This is a genomic window from Flavobacterium subsaxonicum WB 4.1-42 = DSM 21790, assembly GCF_000422725.1.
Taxonomy (GTDB): domain Bacteria; phylum Bacteroidota; class Bacteroidia; order Flavobacteriales; family Flavobacteriaceae; genus Flavobacterium; species Flavobacterium subsaxonicum.
Window position 1 is genome coordinate 235,748 of the sequence record NZ_AUGP01000025.1, and the last position, 17,562, is coordinate 253,309.

General features: G+C 43.4%; 12 protein-coding genes. 6 read left to right on the plus strand and 6 right to left on the minus strand.

Features of this window, described 5'->3' with window-relative positions:
• Positions 1–135: 135 nt before the first annotated feature.
• Together G509_RS0108840 and G509_RS22825 are read left to right on the plus strand one after the other, a co-directional pair.
• On the plus strand, positions 136–5,628 hold the full coding sequence (locus G509_RS0108840; RefSeq protein WP_026991198.1) for a T9SS type B sorting domain-containing protein: 5,493 nt from the start codon (positions 136–138) through the stop codon (positions 5,626–5,628).
• Between the two features lie 37 nt (positions 5,629–5,665).
• The gene (locus tag G509_RS22825) at positions 5,666–9,037 is read left to right on the plus strand and encodes a T9SS type B sorting domain-containing protein (protein WP_051200076.1); all 3,372 of its coding nucleotides are present in this window, start codon (positions 5,666–5,668) and stop codon (positions 9,035–9,037) included.
• A gap of 107 nt (positions 9,038–9,144) precedes the next feature.
• Here the strand turns inward: G509_RS22825 and G509_RS0108850 are convergent, their stop codons facing one another.
• The gene (locus tag G509_RS0108850) at positions 9,145–9,933 is read right to left on the minus strand and encodes a DUF3050 domain-containing protein (RefSeq protein WP_026991199.1); all 789 of its coding nucleotides are present in this window, start codon (positions 9,931–9,933) and stop codon (positions 9,145–9,147) included.
• 288 nt (positions 9,934–10,221) lie between these two features.
• Positions 10,222–11,400, minus strand: coding sequence for an acyl-CoA dehydrogenase family protein (locus G509_RS0108855; protein ID WP_026991200.1), 1,179 nt, complete (start codon positions 11,398–11,400; stop codon positions 10,222–10,224).
• Positions 11,401–11,550: 150 nt separating this feature from the next.
• Between G509_RS0108855 and G509_RS0108860 the strand changes: the two genes are divergently transcribed.
• Positions 11,551–12,429 (plus strand): carboxypeptidase-like regulatory domain-containing protein, encoded by an 879-nt coding sequence (locus tag G509_RS0108860; protein ID WP_026991201.1) that lies wholly within the window; start codon positions 11,551–11,553, stop codon positions 12,427–12,429.
• 470 nt (positions 12,430–12,899) lie between these two features.
• Positions 12,900–13,787 (plus strand): carboxypeptidase-like regulatory domain-containing protein, encoded by an 888-nt coding sequence (locus tag G509_RS0108865; protein ID WP_026991202.1) that lies wholly within the window; start codon positions 12,900–12,902, stop codon positions 13,785–13,787.
• Between the two features lies 1 nt (position 13,788).
• On the opposite strand, the gene G509_RS0108870 is transcribed toward G509_RS0108865, so the two are convergent.
• The 3 genes from G509_RS0108870 to G509_RS0108880 all read right to left on the minus strand — a co-directional run bounded on the left by G509_RS0108870 (position 13,789) and on the right by G509_RS0108880 (position 15,805).
• Positions 13,789–14,502, minus strand: coding sequence for a tRNA1(Val) (adenine(37)-N6)-methyltransferase (locus G509_RS0108870; protein ID WP_026991203.1), 714 nt, complete (start codon positions 14,500–14,502; stop codon positions 13,789–13,791).
• A 215-nt stretch (positions 14,503–14,717) separates the two neighbouring features.
• A complete protein-coding gene (gene rimM / locus G509_RS0108875; protein ID WP_026991204.1) occupies positions 14,718–15,248 on the minus strand; it encodes a ribosome maturation factor RimM in 531 nt (176 codons plus the stop codon).
• A gap of 14 nt (positions 15,249–15,262) precedes the next feature.
• On the minus strand, positions 15,263–15,805 hold the full coding sequence (locus G509_RS0108880; protein ID WP_026991205.1) for a 30S ribosomal protein S16: 543 nt from the start codon (positions 15,803–15,805) through the stop codon (positions 15,263–15,265).
• A gap of 231 nt (positions 15,806–16,036) precedes the next feature.
• Here G509_RS0108880 and G509_RS0108885 point away from each other — a divergent pair, with 231 nt between their 5' ends.
• Both G509_RS0108885 and G509_RS0108890 read left to right on the plus strand, forming a co-directional pair.
• A complete protein-coding gene (locus G509_RS0108885; RefSeq protein ID WP_026991206.1) occupies positions 16,037–16,507 on the plus strand; it encodes a DUF6252 domain-containing protein in 471 nt (156 codons plus the stop codon).
• Positions 16,508–16,687: 180 nt separating this feature from the next.
• Positions 16,688–17,095 carry an RNA recognition motif domain-containing protein gene (locus G509_RS0108890; protein WP_026991207.1) on the plus strand — a complete coding sequence of 136 codons (408 nt, stop codon included), beginning with the start codon at positions 16,688–16,690 and terminating at the stop codon, positions 17,093–17,095.
• Positions 17,096–17,309: 214 nt separating this feature from the next.
• Here the strand turns inward: G509_RS0108890 and G509_RS0108895 are convergent.
• Positions 17,310–17,562, minus strand: a 253-nt coding sequence (locus G509_RS0108895; protein WP_026991208.1) for a transposase, incomplete at its 5' end; no start/stop codon positions are given.

Genomic DNA, 17,562 nt, shown 5'->3' on the forward strand with positions numbered 1-17,562 from the left:
CCCTGATTTTTAGCTGCAGGTGGGGTTTTATGCTTTGTAGCTGTTAACTTAACTGAGGGTTAAATATTTAACATACCTAAGCGACTGTCTTAAGTAAAAATCGCTAATTTTATAAAAAATTTAACATTGTATGCTGTGAAACTTTACTCGTGGCTATTAGTAGCTGTATTATTTTACCTTCCGTTAACATTAAGTGCCCAAACAGACTGCCCGGATGCCATTATGGTGTGCGGCGACGCTAATTACAATGGCCTTGATGCTACAGGTATTGGTACACAGGAAATTAATTTTAATAACGCCTGCTCCAGTATGGAGAACAACAGCCTTTGGTTAAAAATTTTAATTAAAGACGGCGGTACGCTTGGTTTTGTGCTTACGCCCGAAAGCAGTAACCTTAGCGTCGATTTTGATTTCTGGATTTTTGGCCCCGATGTTGCCTGTGGTAATCTTGGCACGGCTGTACGGTGCTCTACAACCAACCCGCTTCAGGCAGCTCTTTTATACAATACTACAGGCATGAATGCCGTATCTACAGATGTGTCTGAAGGGCCGGGCCCCGATGGTAATGCCTTTATTAACTGGATGAATGTTCAGGATGGCGAATCATACTACATTATTATAGACCGCCCCGTGGGTTCCAGTAACTTTTCGATGGAGTGGACAGGCACGGCTACGTTTCATGATGTGCCGGTTTTTCTTAACCCCGATAATATTCCAACCGACCTTGAACTGTGCGATTCTGACGATATTGATGATGAGTCTACGGTTTTTAACCTTACTACCCATGCCGAAATGTTTATTGGCAACCAGACCCCGGTAGAAATTACGTACCACCTTTCGGTTAACGATATGATTACCGGCGAAAGCCCTATAAGTTCGCCGGAGGTTTTTGAAAATACATCCAACCCGCAGGTTATTTATATGCGGATGACCAATACCATAACGGGGTGCTACAGTAACGAAACCTTTACCCTTAGCATTATACCGCCTATTGTGGGTGGCGAACCCAACGACCTTGTAGAATGCGATGTTAACGGCGATGGTTTTGCCCTGTTTAATTTAGTGGCTAACGATACGCCCATTAAAGATGGCAATACCCAGTGCAGTGTTACCTATTACGCTTCTCAGGCCAATGCTATTGCAGAGACAGACCCGCTGCCGGAACAGTACCAAAACACCATAGCTTACGGGCCGCAAACTATATGGAGCCGGTTAGAAAAAACCAATGGCTGCATTGGCTACGATCTTAGGTCGTTTACGCTAACGGTGCTGCCGCTGCCACAATTTTTAAACCCTAATAACCAAAACATAAACCTTTCGCATTGCGATGATGATGATGTAGATGACCAGTCGGTTGCCTTTAACCTTACCACGCACCAGGCCATGTTTACCGGTGGGCAGGCCAATTTAGAGGTTGATTATTACACCAACCCCGATTTTACAGGGCAAATTAATAATCCGTTGGCTTATGCTAACACCAGCAACCCGCAAACAATTTATGCCACACTAACCAATAACCAGACCGATTGCTCTAACAGCATTGAGTTTACCATAGAGGTTACCAATCCTGTAACGGCTGGTATTCCTCAGGATTTGTTCCTGTGCGATTCGAATGGTAACGGGTCAGAATTCTTTTACCTGAACGAAAACGATGCTGCCATTAAAAATGGCAATCCAACATCGGTAGTGGCCTACTATGCCTCCTTAGAAAATGCCGAGGATGAAGTTGGCGCACTGAGCATACCGCACCAGAATCCGTCAACGGGCACGCCTCAAACCATTTGGGCAAGGCTGGAAAGTACCGATGGGTGTTTTGGCTATGCCATAACATCGTTTACTATAAACCTGTCGCCACCACCGGTGTTTAATAATCCGGATAACATTCCGTTAGAAATTAAAAGGTGCGATGATGATGGGGTAGAAGACCAGCACACCAATTTTGACCTTACTATCTATAACAGCATGTTTGCCGGTAATCAGCAGGATGCAATTTTTAGTTTTTTCGAAAGCTATGCAAACGCTGTTAACGGCATTAATATAATTAATGATCCTACTTGGTACACTAACTTAAGCATGCCCCAAACGGTGTATGTAAAAATAACCAATGCCTTAACCGGTTGTTTTAATATTGCATCAATACAGTTGCAACTTGTTGCGCCGCCGGTGGCTTTTGATGTGCTTGCATTGCAGGAATGCGATTTTAATAACGATGGCGTTGCCTACTTTAATTTAGATGCTGTTATAGACAATATATCGGCCACATTGGGTAGTGGTGTAATTGTAACCATACACGAAACCCAGCCCGATGCCGATTTTGGCACCAACATTATACCCAATACAGCCCAATACAGTAACGTATTTAATAATGCGCAGACATTATATATAAGGGTACAGTCAGAATTTGGTAATTGTTTTGATACTACCACCCTGCAGTTAATAGTAAACCCTGTACCCGAGGCAACAACCCCCACCTTTCCGTATGCACTTTGCGATAACGGCGACAGCGATGTTGATGGCATAGCGGTTTTTGACCTTACCTCTTTAAATGCTGAAGTGCTAAATGGCATGGATGCCGCACTATTTAGTGTAACCTATCATTTAACCCACGATGATGCCGTTGCAGGTGCCAATGCAATTACAACCCCTGCAAATTATGCTACAATAAATACCATTATATACATAAGGGTAACTAATAATGCAACGGGATGTTATGATGTTGTTCAGGTGCAGTTGGTGGTAAATGCATTACCGGTGGTTACTCAGCCGGCGCCATATACGGTGTGCGATGATGATAATCCCGGCGATGAAATTGAAGAGTTTGACCTTACCACTAAAATAGACGAAATTATAGGGGTTGGTACACTTGGCCTTAATGTAAGCTTTCACCCTACGTATGCCGATGCCCAAGGTAATACGAACGCTATAGTGGGGGCGGAATCGTATTTTAATACCCTTGCGGTAGAAACTATTTTTGTGAGGGTGGCCGATGCTATTACAGATTGCTACCGCATTGTATTGTTAGATGTAAGGGTAGAACCACTACCGGAAATATTAGAGCCGCTACCCATAGACCTTACCGTTTGCGATACTAATGGAGAGGGTATAGGGGTTATAAATTTAGATGAGCTGGTGGAAGATATGATTAATGGAGGGGAGAACCTTGTTATTAGCTTCCATTGGACGGATGAAGATGCCCAAAATAACTTAAATGCTATTAGCAATACAAGTTCGCTACAAAACATGACGCCTTTTTTACAGGCCATTTATGTACGCGTATTTAATACGGCAACGGGTTGTTTTAATACCTATAAGATAGAAATTATTGTTACCGCTGCACCACAGGCCCCAGCCCTTGAAAACATCGTAGACTGTGATGATTACGACAACAACGTCCAGGACGGCAAAGCCCGCGTAGACCTGACGGTACAAAACCAGGTGATCTACGATGCACTTAACATCGCCGCAGGCGACCAGGACAGCATCATCATCCATTACTTTATCAGTGAAGAAGATGCCGATGCCGATATCAACATGATCACCAACGCTACACAGTACACCGCCACCAACGGGCAGGTGATCTGGGTACGCGTGGAAGATGCCGAAACAGGCTGCTACAGCTTAACGAGCTTCCAGGTTATCCTGAACAAACCGGTAGACCTTATCCAGCCAACCCCGCTTGTGTTGTGCGAAGATGGTACCCCGAACGATGGCAAAACGATCTTTGACCTAACGGTTAAAAACACCGAGATACTGGGCCCAATGGGCATAGGTATGGGCAACGTGGTAACGTATTACACCACACAGGCCGATGCCCTTGCCGGCACCAACGCGATACCTGACCCGGAGGCGTATACCAACACCAGCAACGCACAGACCCTGTTTGTGGAGGTAACCACCCCTGCGGGCTGTAAAAGCTATATAACCCTTACCATAAGGGTGCTGCCACTACCGGTGCCGAACATGAACCCGACAGCGCTTGAAAAATGTGACGACATCTCAGCCGACGGTACAGAGACCTTTAACCTAACCGATGCAGCCGCACAGATACTGGCCAACGACACCCTGTCGCAGCTAAGCTACTGGCTAACGGAAGAAGATGCCAACAATGGCACCAACGAGATCCTTACGCCAACCGCATGGCCAAGTGCCACAGGCAGCGTATGGGTAAAAGTATCGGCACAAACCACCAACGCAACCGACCCGGTATGCTATGTACTGGTAGAGCTTAACCTGATAGTAAACCCACTGCCAGCCACAGGCACCATAGCACCGTATGCTATCTGCCAGTTGGTATACACCGGCACCGCCACGTTCGACTTCAATACCCATATTGATGAGATACTGGGCGCAGGCGTAGCACCGGAAGATTATGACGATTATACCCTTACGTTCTACTTTGATGCCGCGGCGCAGGCAGCTAATACACCACTGCCGTACATCTATGATAATGTAAGCACACCACAAACCATACTGGTAGAAGTAGTAAACACGGTAACGGGCTGTACCAATACCGCAAGCTTTGTAATCGCGGTAGAGCAGCAGGCCATAGCCAACCCTGTAACCCAGGCCACGCTGGATACGTACTTTGACCTTTGCGATACCGATGGCAGCAACGACGGCTTTACGGAGTTTGACCTTACCCAGGCCACAGCCGATATCATCGGCACCCAGAGCCCTGCGGCCAACTATACGGTAACGTATTATGAAACCCAGGCCGATGCCCTTGCCGGCACCAACGCGATACCAACCCCTGCAGCGTATACCAATACCACGCAGAACGAGCAAACGATAGTAGCCGCCATAAGCGACATAACAACAGTAAGCGGCTGTATCAGCTACACAACCTTCACGGTAAAAGCAGAAATACTGGCAGAGCCTGTAATAAGCACACCAGGAGACGACCATACCATCTGTGTAGACTTCAAAACAGGCCAGACTGTAAAAGGGTTAACCCTTAACAGTGGCATCACCACGGCAGGCAACACCTACAAATGGTTCCTTGACGGGGTAGAAGTAACCCTTGACCCATCGGCATCGACTTACGAAGCTGTAGAGGCAGGAAACTACACAGTAGAAGTAACCGGCCCGGCACCTAACTTCTGCGTGTCAGGCGTATCGGCAGCGTTTAACGTAATCCAGTCAGGGACGGCCGTTAAAATAGGCGAAGGCTACGTAGTGAGCAATGCTTTCAGCGACAGCCAGACGATAACTGTTTTAGTAGAGGGCTATGGTCAATATCAATATAGCCTGGATGGCGGGCCGTGGCAAAATTCTAACGTATTTACCAATGTATCATTAGGGGTGCATGAGGTAGTGGTACGCGATGTGCAGTCGGGGCAATTTTCGTGCGACAGCCTTACAATAAGCAACGTCAGTACTATTGGCTATCCGCATTTCTTTAGCCCTAACGGCGATACAGAACACGAAACATGGAATGTAATAGGCTTAAAAGACCACACCATATTTATATTTGACCGCTACGGCAAACTGGTTAAGCAAATAAGTTCTGACGGCAAGGGATGGGATGGCAGCTACAACGGAAAACCCTTACCGGCTACGGATTACTGGTTTACACTTGCGCTTAAAGAAGGCAGAATTATCAAAGGGCATTTTTCGTTGTTACGATAATAAAGCCTAACTTTGAAATAGCCATTATTTTTGCCGCATGAAAAAAATTACCATCCTCGTTTTACTATTGCTCTTTTGCCTAAAGGCATTTGCGCAAAAAGAGGCTAATAACTGGTATTTTGGTATAAATGCGGGTATCCATTTTATGGAAGACGGCTCGGTACAAAACCTCGGCGGCAGCCAGATGCAAACCAATGAGGGGTGCAGCTCCATGTCAGACGTTGACGGTAATCTGCTATTTTATAGTGATGGTCGTAACGTGTGGGACCGTAACCATGTGCTTATGCCTAACGCTAATTATGGTGCGGGTACGGGCCTGCTTGGCGACCCGTCGAGTACGCAGTCGTGCATTATCATCCCAAATAAAACCAATCCCAACCTGTACTATATTTTTACGGTAGATGAGCCGCACCATGCCAATGCATCGGTGTATCCTAACCAGTTTACCGGCGATTACATGGAGGCTAATGATGTAATTCAAAACGTGCCTGAAGCCGATGACGGGTATAATAACGGCCTTAATTATTCGATAGTCGACCTTTCTCTTACGGGGAGCAACGGTAGCTTTGGCGATGTAACTACCGCACACAATCAGCAGCTTTACACTTATAACCCTGCCATTATAAACGAGGCAAAATACAAATGCTCAGAAAAAATAACGGCTGTTAAAAACAGTAGTGGTACCGGTTACTGGGTGGTTACGCATTTTATAGACCGTTTTTATTCATTTTTTGTAGATGGCAACGGTGTAAATCCTACGCCGGTGGTAACACAAATAACTCCCATAGTACCAACCGAAGGCTACAGGCGCAACGCCATTGGGTGCATAAAGGCATCGCCGGATGGCAAATATATTGCCATTGCCCACCAACAATTGGGGGTTGTAGAGGGCGAGTATGATACAAATGGAACCTTATACCTCTATAATTTTGATAATGCTACGGGGGTTATTTCTAACCCTGTACTTATAAAAAGCGATTGCCGGCCTTACGGACTGGAGTTTTCGCCTACGGCAAAAAAGCTGTATGTGTCTTACGATAATATGTTTGGTTTTGGGGGTGTGCATCAGTATGATATGCTTAGCGCCAATATTTCGGCATCAGATATTTTGGTGGCTAATACCTCGGGAGGAGCAACCATGCAGCTGGGCCCCAACGGTAAAATTTACAAGGCTATTAACGGGGCATCGGCGCTTGATGTTATTAACAACCCCGAAGAAACCGGCGCACTTTGTAATTATAATGAAGGCGCTTTTGCGCTTGATAGCGGTAAATATGCCATTTTTGGACTGCCGCCTTTTATAACCTCTTTTTTCTCTGCCAACATAGTAGCAACCAATCTCTGTTTGGGGCAATCAACCCATTTTGAGCTGAATGTAAGCAATCCGTTCGATTCGGTTTCTTGGGATTTTGGCGACGGCAGCCCTGCTGTTACGCAGGATACACCCGATCATACCTTTCCGGCAGCGGGCACGTATACTATTAAAGCAACGATATTCCGCACCGGCGAAACTACGGTAATAGAGGAAAAAGAGATAACCATTTACGCCATGCCTGTAGCCAACACCATACCCAATATGGTGGGCTGCGATACCGATAATAATGGTGCGGCACCATTTACATTATTAAACGGTACCCCCGCAATGCTGGGCGGCCAGAGCCCCACTACTTTTGAAGTGCGTTATTTTACCACCCAGGCCGATGCCGACGCCAATACCAATGCCATTACCGGTTCTTCCTACACCAACACATCGAACCCGCAAACTATGTATGCGCGCGTACATACTATTGCTAATCAGGAATGTTATGCTACCACGTCATTTCAGTTAGATGTAACCAATACGCCCGTAATTACAGGCAACACATTTGCCCTTTGCGATGATACTACCGATGGGAGCGACACTAATGGGCGAACCACATTTAACCTGCCCGATGTTACCGCGCAGCTTTTTCAGGGTACCGGTTTTACCACCAATTATTTCCTGACTGAGGCTGAGGCAACATTGCAAACAAACCCGCTGCCAGCAACATATTATAACATTGTACCTAATGTTCAGACAATTTATGCCCGAATTGTAAACGACGCATTTGCGCAGTGTTTTAGCATACAGCCCGTAGCGTTAACTGTTAATGCATTACCTGTTGATGTACAAACTGCTACGCTTGTGCAGTGCGATACCGGTACCAGCCCCGATGGTATTACCCAGTTTAACCTTACCGAAGCCGATGGTTATTACACCAACGGCAATGCCGATATTTCCGTTGCCTATTATCGAAGTGCTATCGAGGCAATTGATGCGACCAATGCCATTACCGGCGTTTTTATAAACAGCATCAGTCCGCAAAGTATTACAGCGAGGGTTACTAATGGGGCTACAGGTTGCTACCGAATTTTGCCATTAACGCTCGTAGTAAATGTAACTACATACGCTGGGGCGACTATGGAGCGTTGCGATGATGATGGGGTAGAAGATGGCCGTAGCCAGTTTAACCTGCCGGACGCCGGGTTTGAAGCTTTGGGTACTACAGTAACCTACTACACATCGTACAATAAGGCGCTGATGGAAGAAAATGCCATACCTGCCAATTATTTTACTACGGTTGCCAACCATCAAACTGTTTATGCGCGTGTAGAGATTAATAACGAGTGCAGTGCCATTAGGGAGATCGATTTATACGTGCGCCCGCTGCCCGATATAGAAGTTGCCGATACCGACGTAGTGTGCCTTAATACTAACGATTTTATACCCTTGGATGCCGGTATTCTTGGATCGCAATATAGTTTTGAATGGTCTACCGGTGCCCTTACGCGCAGCATAATGGTTAACCAGCCCGGTGTTTATAGTGTTACGGTTACAGATAATAGCCATGCCACGCTGTGCCAAAAGGTGCGCACCATAACGGTTACGCCATCTAACATTGCGGTTATTAACGATGTGGTTGTAGAAGATTTGCGTGATGTTAATACCGTTACCGTATTTGCTTCGCCCACAGGCAACGTGCCAACTACCTATTCATACAGTTTAGACAACCCTAATGGACCGTGGCAGGATTCGCCATTTTTTAATGATGTTGAGCCGGGCGTGCATACGCTTTATGTTTATGATAACAGCGGCTGCGGCATTGTAGACCAGCAGGTAGCGGTGCTTGCTATCCCTAAATTTTTTACCCCTAATGGCGATGATTCGCACGATTACTGGCGCGTTGCTGGCCTTAATGGCTCTGCTTACTATAATAGTACCCTTTTTATTTATGACAGGTACGGCAAGCTTTTAAGCGCTGTAAATCCGGGTGGGCCGGGTTGGGATGGTACTTTTAACGGACACGAACTGCCAAGTACCGATTACTGGTTTGTGCTATCGCTTACTGATGGCAGGGTAGTAAAAGGGCATTTTGCAATGGTAAGGTAAAAAGTCACAATTTAAAATAACAAAAGACAAAAGAAAAAAAATGCATAAAAAAACCTCCTGATAGCGGTTAGGCTAATCAGGAGGCAACAATAAATAGTGTGTTTAACTTATGCTATAGGCTCCAGGTTGTGGTGCATCATGTTCTCTTCTATGGCATCCCAAAGGCCAATTCTTTTTTCTAAAGCCTGCCTTGATATTTCTTCTACCTCTTTCCATTTTTGGGCATCGCCCTCGCACAGGTCTATTACCATTTGCATTGCCATAGGGCCGTGCTCATCGGCATCCAGCTCTATGTGCCTTTCAAAATAGTAAATCAGCTTGCTAAGGTCGGCTTCTGGAAAATTCTCCTGAAAGTTTCGCAAAATCTCGGTAAACATACCCGGTATCAGGTCTTCTCGGCCAAAGGTAAAGGCGGCGGCAATTTCGTGCGGGCGGCCTTCTTCTATAACCCTGAAGGTAAAGTTTAAAAATGCCTTAATATCGTCGTGCAGCCTGCTTTGTTTAATAGATACAAATATGTTTTGGGTAGCCACCACATCATCAAGAAACAGGGCAATCTCGTTAACATCGGCACCAATGGCCTTCATTGCATCTACATACATTTCGAAATGGCTTTGCCTCTGGCCTTCAAGGTTAATATCGGTTTCTTCGGCAAGCACAATTTCGTTTATAAGGTAGCGTATCTCGGGGTTGCCAACAGGCAGCCACGGGGTAGAGGTACAGGTTAATTTGGTTTGAAGCGCTTTAAGCAGCGACATAAAATCCCACACGGCATACACATGCCCTTGCAGAAAGTGCTTTAGGTCGTCTACGGTTTTTACGCGCGCGTATAGAGGGTGTTGCAGCAGTTGATCTCTTTGGGGAGTAAGGAGGCTGTTAATAGTAGCTGTGTTCATAGCATTATTTTTTACAAAATTATAAAAGCTTTGCTGTAAAAGGAAGCTTAGTGATTGTTTTTATCGATACAAAAATAATGCCTGACTATTTAAATGCATCTTAAATTTTGTAACGCAAAAAAGTGACAATTATTTAAAGCACCCTTTATCTAAGATACGTATTAGGTATCTAAAAGGTTCTGTAATTAAAACTTAAAGTTTCTTAAAGTTTAAGTTAGTGTGTAAACAAAAGAGGATTACTGCATTATACAGTAATCCTCTTTGTAAGTTTATACCAACAGGTATTTATTATTTAAATGCGGCAAACCCGGTAACATCCATACCTGTTATAAGTAGGTGGATATCGTGTGTACCCTCATACGTAACAACACTTTCCAGGTTCATCATGTGGCGCATTATAGAATATTCGCCTGTAATGCCCATGCCGCCCAGCATTTGGCGTGCATCTCTGGCAATGGTGAGTGCCATATCTACATTGTTACGCTTAGCCATAGATATTTGTGCTGTAGTGGCCTTGCCTTCGTTACGTAAAACGCCAAGCCTCCAGGTAAGCAGCTGTGCTTTGGTGATCTCGGTAATCATTTCGGCCAGTTTTTTTTGCTGAAGCTGTGTAGCCCCAATAGGCTTGTCGAACTGGATGCGCTCTTTGCTGTAGCGCAGGGCAGTATCGTAGCAGTCCATAGCAGCACCAATGGCGCCCCATGCAATACCGTATCGCGCCGAATCTAAACAGCCAAGCGGAGCCCCAAGGCCCGATTTATTAGGTAACAGGTTTTCTTTAGGAACCTTAACGTTGTCAAAAATAAGTTCGCCGGTAGCCGATGCGCGAAGCGACCATTTATTGTGTGTTTCTGGCGTTGTAAAACCCTCCATGCCACGTTCTACAATAAGGCCATGAATCCTGCCGCTTTCGTCTTTAGCCCACACCACAGCAATATCTGCAAAGGGTGCGTTGCTAATCCACATTTTGGCACCGTTTAAAAGGTAGTGGTCGCCTTTGTCTTTAAAGTTGGTAATCATACCGCCGGGGTTAGACCCATGATCGGGTTCGGTAAGGCCAAAGCAGCCCATAAACTCGCCGCTGGCCAGTTTAGGCAGGTATTTAACACGCTGCTCTTCGCTGCCGTATTTCCATATAGGGTACATAACCAAAGACGACTGTACCGATGCTGTGCTACGAACGCCGCTATCGCCACGTTCAATTTCCTGCATAATAAGTCCATACGAAATCTGGTCCAGTCCGGCACCGCCGTATTGTTCTGGTATGTAAGGACCAAAAGCGCCAATATCGGCAAGGCCTTTAATTATTTGTTTTGGAAATTCTGCCTTTTGGGCATAATCTTCTATAATGGGCGATACCTCGCGCTTAACCCACTCGCGGGCAGCGTCGCGCACCATTTTGTGCTCATCAGTCAGTAATTCATCAAGGTTGTAGTAATCCGGGGCTTGAAAAAGATCGGGTTTCATTTGCTTTTTTGTTTTGACAGAAGCAAATGTAAATAGAATTCTAACAATTCAATAATAAATTGTTGTATTTTTTAATAAAAGTGGAATATGTAATTGTCTTTCCTAATTATACGTGATATTTAATTATTTTGTGGTAAAATTTTTAGCTACATGAAATACCTGTATGCCTTACTTTTATTGTTTGGGTTAAATGTGGTTTACAGTCAGGTAATTACAGTAAAGGACGCTACTACCCAGGAACCCGTACCTTTTGCAACTATTTTGTTTATTCAGGAGGGTAAGCCAGTAACAGGAGATTATTGCGGGCAGGATGGCAGGTTTACAATGCCTGCTGATAAGGCTTTTGATACGGTAGAAGTATCTTGTATTGGGTATGCGCCCAAAGTTATCGCGAAAGCAGATATAACCCCTATAATATTACTTACTAAAACGGCGGTGGAGCTAAACGAAGTGGTAGTAACTAAAACATTGCCAAAAAAGGAGTTAGTTTTAGGCTATAGCGATTTTAAAAAATCTTTTGTTTCGGGTATTGGTAAAGGTATAGAAGAGGTAGTTTTTATTGAAAACATGAATAATAAGCCACTTGAGATAGTATCTTTTTTGTTTTCTATTAAAAAAGCTAAGGCGAAGACAGCGTTCCGGATTCACTTTTATAATATATCACCGGAAAATTTTGAACCGGGGGCCGAAATATTGATCCATGATGTTATTAATTATATTGATGCCAAAACCAAAGGACTGGTAGAAATAGATGTAACAGGATTAAATTTAGAGTTGCCCGCTGAGGGAGCTTTTGTAGGTATAGAGGCACTTGGGGTGATAGATGAAACTATCGGGAATTTTATAATGGATACTGAAAAGGGCAATATTAGGTTTGAATATAATAATCTGATCGATAAACCGGTTACTTTTATTAGAAATAGATTTAAGGTAAGAACGTGGGAAGACACTACGCGATTAAAAAATGCTTTAAATAACGATTCGACCAATTATCCAAATGCATCCTTTGGGCTTAAAGTAGTGCGATAACTTACATTTTTAGATAAAAATCTTTGGTAAGCTCTGTATAATCGGGGGTGTAATCGTGGCGGGCCAGCTCTATGGTTAGCTCGTTAATGGCAGGTGTGGTGTTTTGGTCAAAGCTAAAAGCCAGCAGGCTTCGCTTAACATCGGTAGCTTGGGTGCCTTTTACGCGGGTAATTTTAAAGGGATGCAGGCCTTCTTCTGCCGCTAAGGCAATAAAATGGCCTTCTTCCTTAAAAGGGATGATAACGCAAAAAACGCCTTTTTCAGATCTTCAAACGGTAACAATTCGGTAAAACGTGCCTTGTTGCGCTGCTTGTTGCCTGTAGTGTAGTCTTCGGTATAAAAGGGTGGGTTGCTTATTATAAGAGTTCAGGTTTATTTATAAATTTGAACTCTTACTTATTTTAGCATAACAAAGTTTAACGTTTATTGCGTTACAGGTTATTTTTTAATTAAGTATAAAGCTAACTAATATGAAATTTTTTTTTTCATTCTTACTCTTGTTTGTTGTGTTTAATGCTTGCGCACAGGTGTTGCAAGTTTTAGACTCCAACACCCAGGAACCCATTTCTTTTGCGAAATTAGTGTTTACAAAGGATGGTATGCCAGTAACAGGAGATTATTGCGGGCAGGATGGTAGGTTTACAATGCCTTCTGATAAGGTTTTTGATACTGTAGAAGTATCTTGTATTGGGTATGCGCCTAAAGTTATCGCGAAAGTAGATATAACCCCTATAATATTACTTAATAAAACGGCGGTGGAGCTAAACGAAGTGGTAGTAACTAAAACAGTACAGGTTACCATAGGGTATAGCAGTATGAAAAAATTAAAGTTTAGCGGGATTAAAAAAGGTTTTCAGGATGCTGTGTATATAGAAAACACTCTTGGTTCGGCTGCTGCCATACAATCGTTTCTGTTTAAAATTGTTAGTGCAAAACAACGGTTTGCCTACCGGTTGCATATTTATAAAGCTGAAAACGACAACCGGCATCCGGGAAATGAGTTGCTCCACGATAACGTAATTGGATTTGTAGAAAAGGGTACTAAAGGTTTGGTGGAGTTAGACCTTTCGGGCTATAATATTGAGTTTCCTGCCGAAGGTGCCTTTGTGGGTATAGAGGGTTTGGGTCTCTGTGATGAGAATGGTGCTTTGCTGCCCGATAGCGAAAATGCCTCGCTCAGCTATGAAACTTTTCAGTGCGATAAACCTATATATTGGCATCAGCCCGATTTTTATAAAAATGTTACATGGATAAACATACACGAAATGCTTATTAAAGATTATACCCAGGTATTTAAAACTGCAACACCAAAAAACGAGCTGCGTGCGCCGTCCTTTGGGCTTAAAGTAGTGCGATAACTTACATTTTTAAATAAAAATCTCGGGTAAGCTCTTTATATTCGGGGGTGTAATCGTGGCGGGCCAGCTCTATGGTTAGCTCTGTAATGGCAGGTGTGGTGTTTTGGGTAAAGCTAAAAGCCAGCAGGCTTCGCTTAACATCGGTAGCTGGGGTGCCTTTTACGCGGGTAATTTTAAAGGGGTGCAGACCTTCTTCTGCCGCTAAGGCAATAAAATGGCTTTCTTCCTTAAAGGGGATGATAACGCAAAAAACGCCTTTTTCAGATAATAATAATCCGGCAGCTTCTACCAGGTCTTCAAACGGTAACGATTCGGTAAAACGTGCCTTGTCGCGCTGCTCGTTGCCTGTAGTGTAGTCTTCGGTATAAAAGGGTGGGTTGCTAATAATAAGGTCGTACTCGTCTTCGGGCTCTTCCATAAATTCGTCTAAACCGGCATGGTAGCAAAACAGGCGGTCGCCCCACGGCGAATTCTCAAAATTATCTACAGCCTGCTCATAAGCGGCGTCATCTATCTCAATGGCATCTATCTGTTCGGCTCCGCTGCGTTGTGCCAGCATAAGGGCTATAAGTCCGGTTCCTGCGCCAATATCTAATATAGAGTAGGGGTGGTTGTCTAACGGTGCCCATGCGCCAAGCAAAACACCATCGGTACCTACCTTCATGGCACATTTATCCTGCTGTATGGTAAAACGCTTGAACTGGAAACTGGACATTAGATGGTTAGGTTTTTAGATGATAGAGGCAAGATAATGGATAATAGACAAGAGATAATAGACAAGAGATAATAGACAAGAGATAATAGACAAGAGATGATAGATAATAGACGTAAGATAATAGACTTGAAAGCGCAGATGTGAGATGATAGATTTTTGGATGCCGGAACACACAGTGTATGCATACAGAACCCGCAACTCCAAACCCTAAACTGCTAACTATTAAGGTAAAGGTCTATCAAACCATCGGGGGTATCAAGCACAATTTTTTTATTGTCGCGGTCTACCTTAATAATAAAATGGTCTATCATGGGTACAAGTATCTCGATCTCGCCTTTTTTAATTTCAAAAAGGGCCTGAGATGAGGTATCGTTAATGCCAACAATGGTGCCTATATCGCCCAGTCGCTGGTCTTCGGCTGTAAAGCCAATAATTTCGTGAAAATAAAATTTATTGCCTTCCAGCTTGGGCAGCATGGTTAGGGGCAGGTAAATTTCGCAGCCCAACATACCGTCGGCCGCTTCATCGGTATCTATATCCTCAAATTTTATCCTGAGGAAATCATTTTTGTGAATAGAACTTTGTTGTATAAAAAATGGAACCAGGTGTTTGTGTACTTCCACAAACACCGATTCCAAATTGTCATAAAGTCCCGGTTCGTCGGTATCCAGCCAGGCCAGTACCTCGCCCTTGTAGCTAAATTTTTTGGCGATCTTGCCTAAATAGAAACAATCTTCTTTACGCATGGCGCCTTTAAAAATTATGCTTGGGTTTCTTCAGTGTTCTCTTCCGTAGTAGTTTCTTCTGCAGCTTCTTCGGCAACAGGAGCGTTAGCAGCAGCAAGATCGGCTTCAGCCTGTTTTGCAGCAGCAATACGGTCTTCGTTTACTTTTTTCTCAGCTTCAAATGCTTTTGCTTTTGCATCGGCTTTAGCTGTAGAAAGGTTGTCTTTTTTAGCATCTACTTTACCTGATTTTTCGTCAAGCCATTTAGTAAATTTCTCATCTGCCTGCTCTTGTGTAAGGGCACCTTTACTAACGCCGCCATCAAGGTGGTGTTTTAGTAAAGCACCTTTGTAAGAAAGGATAGCTCTTGCAGTATCGGTAGGCTGTGCACCATTGTGCAGCCACTGTACAGCGCTGTCAAGGTTTAGGTCTATCGTTGCAGGATTAGTGTTTGGATTGTAAGTTCCTAATTTCTCAAGAAATTTACCATCTCTTTTAGAGCGAGCATCTGCTGCTACTACCCAGTAAAAAGGTTTTCCTTTTTTACCGTGTCTTTGTAATCTGATTTTTACAGGCATAGTCTGTGGATTAAATTGTGGGGTTCCCGACCCCGATTAATTAAGCGTGCAAATATATAAAAGTTTATAGAACAATTGGTGTAAATACCGCATTTTATGATTTTTGCTGTTTAAGATATTTCAAATTTTGAAATTTTCTTGTGATTTATTTCTTTTTGATTAGGATATATTCCATAAAAAACTATTTTTGTCGTTGTAAAATTTTGATTTACCCCTTCTAACAATATAATAATGAAAAAGATTTTATCGCTTTTAGTGTTGCTGGCTGTTTTTACTTCGTGCGAAGAAGATGTAAAATTTAATACTCCCGCCGTACAGGGGCTTAAAGACAACGACTTATGGAAAGCCACAGAGTTTACAGCAACTGTTGGAACAGATAATTCGCTTACCATTCAGGCAACTAATGGGTTTGAGACACTTATATTAAAGACGTCCAGAACAAATGCGCGTGCTTATGCACTTGGGGTAAACGAGCTTGATAAGGCATCTTACTCTGTTGCGGTAGATGATTTGGGCCTGGATTATCAAACCGGTACTGATTTGGGCTCTGGCGAAATTAAGATTACGGCACAGGATACAGATCTTACAGCAGGCTATATTACGGGTACTTTTCATTTTAGGGCAGTAAGCGATGATGGCGATGAGGTATTTTTTCAGAACGGTGTATTTTACAAAGTGCCTATTGCAGGTGTAGCCCAATAGTAAAAGCCCTGTTAATACGTATGTTTTTTAACATTCTGGCAGTTACGTATATTAAAATTTTATTAAATAAAAATAAAAAGGTGTTTTGTAACTAAATAAGTTTACATTTGTAGATGTCTGCTAATGAGTTATGCAGGCTGGAGTACCAAACACCAAAAAAAAATAAATAATCAGTTTTATATGAACATTTTCGTGGGAAGCCTTCCGTTCAGCTTGGGCGAGGCAGATTTAAGAGAGTCTTTTGAGGCTTATGGACCGGTTGATTCGGTAAAAATTATTACAGACAAATTTACTGGAAGAAGTAAAGGTTTTGGTTTCGTAGAGATGCCGAATGAAGAAGAAGGCCAAAAGGCTATCGACGAACTTAATGGTGCTACTGTACAAGGTCGTGCTATTGTAGTAAACAAATCTGAGCCAAGACCAGAAGGTGGCGAAAGAAGAAGCTTTGGTGGTGGTAACAGCCGTCCGGGCGGATTTAACAGAGACAACAACCGTAGTGGTGGTAGCGGCGGTGGAGACCGTGGTGGTTACAACCGCGGTGGTAACAGCGGCGGTGGTGGAGACTACAACCGTGGTGGCCGTTACTAATAATTTATAAAGAGTTATTATAAAACCATCCTTCGGGGTGGTTTTTTTATGCCTTATAATTAAAGCAGTATGCAGTAATGTATGCTGCTTTTTTGTTACTATTTATCCTCTCCCCCGGCCCCTCTCCGAAGATTCTGTGTTGATTTACAAGAAAAATAATAATTTTTTCTATTTTTGTATTCTTAGGAAGCCTTGAGCTATCCTGTATAGAGCCTTATACTATTTGTATCTGCGCTCTATTTTTTTGCTTATTTTCTTCATAGTTTTTATCATAGTTTTCTTTTCGTTTAAAGATCACATATATAGTTTCAAGCAGCTTTCGTTGTACTGCTACTAATCCTTTCATTTTAATTCCCTGTTTTGCAACGATCCGGGCATATAAGGCCCTAAAAGTATCATCCCATTTTACCGCTGTCAATGCAGGCAGGTACATAGCTTTTCTTAAGTACCTGTTCCCTTTTTTAGAT

Excerpts from the sequence above, each read along its gene's own strand:
- G509_RS22825 (WP_051200076.1), top strand. The coding sequence starts at position 5,666 with ATGAAAAAAATTACCATCCTCGTTTTACTATTGCTCTTTTGCCTAAAG.
- G509_RS0108850 (WP_026991199.1), bottom strand. The coding sequence starts at position 9,933 with ATGAACACAGCTACTATTAACAGCCTCCTTACTCCCCAAAGAGATCAA.
- G509_RS0108855 (WP_026991200.1), bottom strand. The coding sequence starts at position 11,400 with ATGAAACCCGATCTTTTTCAAGCCCCGGATTACTACAACCTTGATGAA.
- G509_RS0108860 (WP_026991201.1), top strand. The coding sequence starts at position 11,551 with ATGAAATACCTGTATGCCTTACTTTTATTGTTTGGGTTAAATGTGGTT.
- G509_RS0108865 (WP_026991202.1), top strand. The coding sequence starts at position 12,900 with ATGAAATTTTTTTTTTCATTCTTACTCTTGTTTGTTGTGTTTAATGCT.
- G509_RS0108870 (WP_026991203.1), bottom strand. The coding sequence starts at position 14,502 with ATGTCCAGTTTCCAGTTCAAGCGTTTTACCATACAGCAGGATAAATGT.
- rimM (WP_026991204.1), bottom strand. The coding sequence starts at position 15,248 with ATGCGTAAAGAAGATTGTTTCTATTTAGGCAAGATCGCCAAAAAATTT.
- G509_RS0108880 (WP_026991205.1), bottom strand. The coding sequence starts at position 15,805 with ATGCCTGTAAAAATCAGATTACAAAGACACGGTAAAAAAGGAAAACCT.
- G509_RS0108885 (WP_026991206.1), top strand. The coding sequence starts at position 16,037 with ATGAAAAAGATTTTATCGCTTTTAGTGTTGCTGGCTGTTTTTACTTCG.
- G509_RS0108890 (WP_026991207.1), top strand. The coding sequence starts at position 16,688 with ATGAACATTTTCGTGGGAAGCCTTCCGTTCAGCTTGGGCGAGGCAGAT.